The 7,025-nt window shown below is 60.8% G+C and carries 4 protein-coding genes; all 4 read left to right on the forward strand.

From position 1 onward, the window contains the following. The coding region (locus E1958_RS21480) for a neuraminidase-like domain-containing protein (RefSeq protein WP_243725306.1) at positions 1 to 1,003 on the forward strand (1,003 nt) is incomplete at its 5' end. A gap of 1,913 nt (positions 1,004 to 2,916) precedes the next feature. After that, the gene (locus E1958_RS21485) at positions 2,917 to 4,629 is read left to right on the forward strand and encodes a Tc toxin subunit A-related protein (RefSeq protein WP_243725307.1); all 1,713 of its coding nucleotides are present in this window, start codon (positions 2,917 to 2,919) and stop codon (positions 4,627 to 4,629) included. A 1,126-nt stretch (positions 4,630 to 5,755) separates the two neighbouring features. Continuing rightward, complete coding sequence (gene panD / locus E1958_RS19155) at positions 5,756 to 6,136, forward strand: aspartate 1-decarboxylase (RefSeq protein ID WP_133513298.1); 381 nt, start codon at positions 5,756 to 5,758, stop codon at positions 6,134 to 6,136. Positions 6,137 to 6,172: 36 nt separating this feature from the next. After that, positions 6,173 to 7,025 (forward strand): glucose-6-phosphate isomerase (locus tag E1958_RS19160; protein WP_481752905.1); only part of this gene is annotated, 853 nt, incomplete at its 3' end.

The following is a 7,025-nucleotide window of genomic DNA, read 5'->3' on the forward strand; positions in this document are numbered from 1 at the left end:
CGCGGTTCACAGGGCCCACTTCGACCTCAACTTCCTGCCCCTCCGGGACAATTACCTTCCCCCTGCACCGGTCCAGGACCAGCGCGTGCAGCCCTCGGTCAAGCGGCAGCAGGCGTTGTTCGATTGGTGGGAGCGAGTGTTCGACTACACAGTGCTACGCAGTGAAGCGCAAGCGGCCCCCGAGCGGCCTGTGTGGTTACTCTTCCATGAGGCGGCCGAGAGACATCCGGACGATCCCGTACATCTCCTCCGCCATATGGATATGGACCTGCGTCACGCGGCGTTGGGGCTAGGCTACTACCTCGGCTATGCGGTCAGTAGCGGGGACTTGGAGGATGAACGCTGGGCTATTCGTGTCTGGCAGGCCGAGAAGTGGATTCGGCATCTGCTCCAAGCCTTCTCGGTCGAGGACATTCGAGACGCGCGTCCCGATCTTTGGGCGTCCGACGATCCCAATGTCGTTGAAACAGGCGCAACAGGGTCGGGCAACGAGGGCCTGACCAGGTTCGTGCGCGATGGCTGTTTCGAGCATGGCGAGCCACGCCGATATGAAGACCTCAAACGCCTCAATGACGGCCTGCGGGAGCGGGCACGGCATGCGCTCTTGGCCTACCTGTGCGGCATGAATCGGGTTGCATTGCCCTGGGGCGGCGTTGCCACGAGCCCTGAGCATCTGAGCGAGTTGCTGCTGCTGGATGTCGAGGCGGGGCTCGATCAGAGGGCTAGCAGAATCGAGGAGGCGATCGGCGCTGTTCAGATCTTCATCCAACGGGCAAGGCTCGGTCTCGAGCCCGGCTTCACGCCGTCCCCTGAGTTCTTGCTGCTATTGCTGCTATGGGACAGCCGTTTTGTCACCGCCGTTTTGTCACCTATCGCGTTTGGGAGGCCTGCAGGCGCCGGGAGATCTATCGGGAGAGCTGGATCGACTGGGACGAGCTGCAGGACGCAAGACAAACCGAATCCTTCCGCTTCCTCGAGTCGGAGCTACGCCGCACCGCATTGACTGTCCCTGTCCCAGGTGGTCTCGAAGACCAGCCGGATCGGCGTTTACCGAGCCACCCGGGACTTACCCCGCTCCAGGCGCGCGAGCCGGCGCAGATTCGTCAGCTTACTCCCCCAAGGGAAGAGCTCGATCTGCTCGGGACCCCGGAGCGCCATGCCCGCCCGTCCTGGCTTGCCGCGGATAGCCCCGATTCCTCCAAGCGGTTGCCCTTGTGGGTCCAAGCGGCAATTCGGCTCGGCGTGAAATTTGTTCGCGTGGCCGCAGCGGGTGAGCCGCCGGCCTCGACACCCTTCGAGCCGGGAAGACCCGGAGATGAGCCGGGGTGCTGCCTCCAGTGTGGCAAACAGCATCCCCCGGTCATCGACGAGTATTACTTCTGGCTAATGGATTCGCGCTACTACGATAAGGTCAAGCAGGATGCCGACTGGGGAACAACTTCGGATAACCCGGAGTCCGATTGGCACAGGAAAGAGAAGCTCCCCGGATTGCTCCATTGGAGGTCGGAGCCGATGGTGCACCTTGCCTGGTGCCGGCTCCACAACGGCGAGCTCCAGCAACCACGCCGCTCCTTCGAGGGGGTGCGAATCGCGGATGGCCGCAAGCCCGAGCTTGGTTACTTGGGAAGGGCTGGCGACTCCCTCTCCTTCAGGGTCGACGGAGGCGTTGCGCCTCCTGGCCACCCGGCACAACCCGACTCGACAACCCCTGAACCGGGCTTCCGGTATGACCTGGCTACGGATACGGCCGTCGTGCTGCCGCTGGTGGTGCCACCTCCTGCACCGGCGGCCGGAACCTTCCCGGGAGGCCTGCCCGCTTACCCCTACTTTGCCTATTTCGCACCGGGCGCTCCGCTGGTCCCCGTCTCGCCCTTCAGCCCCGGGGTGTTGGTCGCCGGACACTTGCGGGCACATTGCCGTTTCGAAGCGGCCCTTCAGTGGTACAAGCTGATTTTCGACCCGCTCCGGAAAGACGCCCGGTGGTGCCGACAGCAACCGGAGGCAATGTGCTGTCAGACCGACACGGTTTCGGACCGGGAGGAGGCCAAGGACCGGGAGGCCAAGGACCGTTCCGTCACCCTGCATTACCTCGAAACCCTGCTGCAGTGGGGCGATGCGGTCATGCGTCGTCATTCTCCCGAAGCATTCCGACAGGCTCGTCTGATTTACGACACGGCGGCGAAGATCCTAGGGGTACGGCCTCGGTCCGTCGTAGTCGAAGTGGACACCGCAACCGAATCGCAGACGGTTTCCGACTTCGATCCGCTTCCGGCTCCGCTCAATCCAAGGCTGATGGCACTCTATGAGATGGTCGAGGACCGACTCGCTCTGATACACAGTTGTCTCAACGCGCGCCGACTCCGCAACGGGCGCCCGAACCAGGACATGCCCTACTGGGGTGACCGCACTACGCATGCCGGACGCCAGCCGAGCCTGGTGCTGGGCGGAGATAACGGGATCAGGGATGAGCTATGCCTGAACGACGAGGACGCTTGCTGTCCCTACGGTCCTTACCGCTTCCAATTCCTGGTCCAGAAAGCCCTGGAGCTCGTGAACGATGTACGTGGCTTCGGCGCCGCCTTGCTCGCGGTATACGAAAAGGGTGACGCGGAATATCTCGCTTCTCTGCGCACCACCCACGAGCGCCAACTGCTGAACCTGGCGTTGGAGATCCGCCAGAACCAGTGGCGCGAAAGCGATTGGCAGGTCCAAGCCCTCCGGAAGACAAAGGAGATCGCCCAGACCCGCAAACGCTATTACGAGACCCTGATTCGGAATGGCTTGAATAGCGGTGAGACACAACACGTGGCACTTACCGGCGTTTCGATCGGTGCCCGGGCGGCGGCCAATATTTCCGAAGGCATCGCCCAAGGCATGAGTATCCCACCTGATATGTGGATCGGAGTTGCCGGGGTTATGGGCACTCCGCTCCAGTTCAATCAGTTACCGGTGGGTAATAAGCTCGCGTCCGTCCTTTCGACCATCGCTAGAATATCCAATGGGTTGGCAGAGATTGCGGGCACCACCGGCTCACTTCGCCTGACGGAAGGGGGATGGGAGCGCCGCGAGGACGAGTGGAACCATCAGGTCGAGGTCTTGGGTATCGAGATCGAGCAGATCGAGCGTCAGATCCTCGCGGCAGAGCGGCGACGGGATATTGCGCTCAGGGAGTTCGACAACCACCAACGACAGTTGGAGCACGCAGGCGAGGTCCATGATTTTCTGCGTGACAAGTTCACCAATCACGCGCTCTATCTCTACCTGCAGCAAGAAACCGCCGCGCTGCATTACCGGATGTACGAGCTGGCGCTGGGCACGGCGCGCCATGCCCAACGGGCCTTCAACCATGAACGCGGACATACGGCGCGGACCTTCCTGCCGGCAGAGGCCTGGGACAACCTGCACGAAGGACTCCTGGCAGGCGAGCGACTGCAGGTTTCCATTCGCCAGATGGAGCGGGCCTATCTGTGCGAAAACGTCCGCGAGTACGAGCTGACCAAGCATATCTCTCTGCGCCTGCACTTCCCGGTGGAGTTCCTTCGGCTCAAGGTGACCGGTTACTGCGAGATCGAGATCCCGGAGTGGATGTTCGACCTCGACTACCCCGGACATTACATGCGTCGGATCAAGAATGTGACCATGACGATCCCCTGTGTCGTCGGGCCCTACACGGGTGTGCATTGCCGCCTGACGCTGCTTGGCAGCACCACGCGAGTAGATCCCCGACTGAGCGGTCCGGCTGCCGGTTGCTGCGACACGGCCCACATACCGGGCCCGGCGCCGTTGGACGAATGCTGCCGGGAATCGGCCAGAACGGACGGTAGGCATGAAGGGGAGGGGTACGAGGTGGCCTCCGACGATCCGCGTATCCTTAAGCAGTACGCCGCCGCCGAGGCCATCGCAACCTCGAGCGGTCAAAACGATTCGGGCATGTTCGAGCTGAATTTCCGCGACGAGCGTTACCTGCCATTCGAATTTGCGGGGGCGCTCAGCCGTTGGCGCATCGAGCTCCCGCCGGAGAACAACCAGTTCGATATGGAAACCTTAAGCGACCTGGTATTGCATTTGAACTACACGGCGCGCGAGGGCGGCGATGCGCTGCGCAGGGCTGCCAATGCTGTTGCTCAGAAGAATCTCCCCGGCGCGGGGGTGCGGTTCTTCGATGTCGAGCAGGAGTTCCCCGAGGCGTGGCAACGTTTCCGGGTCAGCGACGGCGACGATCAGTCACCGAGGCATCTCGCCCTGAGGCTGGGGCGAAACATGTTTCCGTTCTTCCAATGTGATCGCGACTTATCGATCGTGCAGGCGGAACTGTTGTTCGAAGCCGCCGGCGCCGTTCCGGGCGCCCATCACACGGTCAAATTTGTGGTAAACGACGGGCAGGAGTACCTGAGCGGGAAATGGGACGAATGCGACACGACCGACATCGACTGCGTCGCGGGAGCAGATTGGCCCTGTCTCTATCACGGTGTGCTGAATGATCCACCGGGACCAGTCTTGGGAAGCGCGCCTCTCGAGTTCGGGGCCTTCAGGTTCCCGTCGAACATCGGCACCGTAGCGCGTGTTTACCTCTTCCTCAGCTACCGGATTACGCAGGTTCGGGGTGCAAGCAGGTTGCCTATGCCTTAGAGGCTGTCTAAAAAAGGACCGTAGCCCAGAGTAGGCGGTAGGCTGGGTTGAGGAACGAAACCCAGCTTTTACGGCAAGTTTGGTTCGCTTAGGTCTCGTCCCTCGACCCAGCCTACTGGTTTAAAATCAAAGGGTTAGTTTTTAGACAGCCTCTTAGCGTTTTTTCAGACGGACGACGAGGTTCTGCACTAAAAGTGGAGCGAGCTTGTTGGCCGTAAGTGGGTTATGGCCATCACACCTAAACAGTTCGGCGCATACAGATCGCTAGTACCCCATTTCTGCATATTTTGCGCGTAACCCGTAGGGTGGGCTGTGCCTCACCAACACTGTGCCTGGCTGGTGGGCACAGCCCACCCTACGAGCCTGAGAACGTAAAATAGGGTGAAATGAGGTACTAGCCCGGCGGAAAACTTGATCGGACCGCTGCCGAGGCTACGTCGAGGTGAAATCCTAGAGTAGTATTGCCCATCTTTTCCTGGACCAGGCTATATCCCACGACCAGAACTTCAAAAACCTCATTCTCGACTATCCGCGTCAGGCGCTGGCCTTTTTCGCCACGGACGAAGCCGATGCAATCGGCGTAGCCCAGATTACACCCGTGCGCCAAGAGCCCGTAGGGCGGGTCAGGCGCGTGCGCCAGGTGCCGTGATTGCTGCGGCGGTGGGCGCGCCGTCACCCGCCGGATGGCGGCGGGTGGCAGCCCGTAGGGCGGGTCAGGCCAGGGCGACGGAAGTGGCTGGCATACGGCGGATGGCGCAAGCTTATCCGCCCTACGCGCTCACCGCCAGTCGCCTCGACGAGGTTCTACACTGAGAGTGGATCAAGCTTGTCGGCTGTAAGTCGGTTATACCCGTCACACCTGCAATAGTTCGGCGTGATACCCGATTCCTTGCGTACCGAATTGCACATAGTGCCTCTTTCTTAGCAGTGTATGGCAACCGAATGTAGAATTTTTAAAAATCAATGATTTCACATGGTTAAATTTATACCATGATAATGAGGATTAATTATAACCTATTGATTTATAGAGGCATGCAATAGCCCCGGATCCGCGCGAAAGTGCCGTTGCAGCAACGAAAAAATTAGTTAGAATACTGTGTTGCATCAAGAATCAAGGTGGTTGGCTATGCAACTAACACTGTTGAAATGCAAGCTGCACAGGGCCCGCGTCACCCACGCGGAGCTTGAATATGAGGGTTCCTGTGCCATCGACGAGGCGTTGATGGAGCGCGCGGGGATCCGCGAATACGAGCAGATTCAGATCTACAACCTCGCCAACGGCGAGCGTTTTACGACCTATGCGATTCGGGCCGAGGCCGGCTCCCGCGTCATTTCCGTAAATGGCGCCGCCGCCCACAAGGCGTCTCCGGGAGATCGGGTCATCATCTGTGCCTACGCCGCGATGAGCGAGGCCGAAGCCGATGCCTTCGAACCGAGCCTCGTTTACCTCAACGAACACAATCGCATCCTGCGCACGGGTTCCCAGATCCCCGCCCAAGCGGCCTGAGCGGTCGAGCACCCGCCTCCATCAGGAGCAACCATCATGTCGTCAGTGAATCAGACCCCTCAATGGCGGGCCTTGCAGGCGCATTGGAACGAGCTGTCCGGGGTCCGGATGCGGGACCTCTTGGCCCGGGATCCGAGGCGACCGGAGCAGATGTCGCTGCGGGCGGCACACCTGTTCGCGGACTACTCCAAGAATCTGATCACCGACAAGACACTGACGCTGTTGCTCGAGCTCGCCGTGGCCGTGGACCTACCCGGCTGGATCCACCGCATGTTTGCAGGTGAAGCGATCAACAACACTGAGGGGCGGGCGGTGCTGCATATCGCCCTGCGCAACCGCTCCCACCGTCCTATCTATGTGGACGGCAGGGACGTGATGCCCGGGATCAACCAGGTGTTGCAGCGCCTGGAAGGCTTCGTCGCAACCGTGCGCAACGGCGACTGGAAGGGCTTCACGGGTAAGCGTATCACTGCCGTGGTCAACATCGGCATCGGCGGCTCGAATTTGGGGCCACTGATGGTCTGTGAGGCCCTGCGCCCCTATCAGTCCGACGACCTGCGCGTGCATTTCGTCTCCAACGTGGACGGTACCCACCTTGCCGAGACGCTACGGCCTCTCGATCCCGCGACCACCTTGTTCATAGTCGCCTCCAAGACCTTTACCACCATGGAGACCATGACCAACGCCAACAGTGCCCGGACCTGGCTGGTGGAGGCCCTGGGCGAGGCGGCGGTTGCCAACCACTTTGTCGCGGTGTCCACGAATGAATCCAAGGTCGTCGCGTTCGGTATCGACCCGCAAAACATGTTCGGCTTCTGGGATTGGGTCGGTGGGCGCTACTCCCTCTGGTCGGCGATCGGATTGCCCATCGCGTTGGCCGTCGGCATGG

The organism is Candidatus Thiosymbion oneisti, from assembly GCF_004359955.1.
GTDB lineage: Bacteria > Pseudomonadota > Gammaproteobacteria > Chromatiales > Chromatiaceae > Thiosymbion > Thiosymbion oneisti.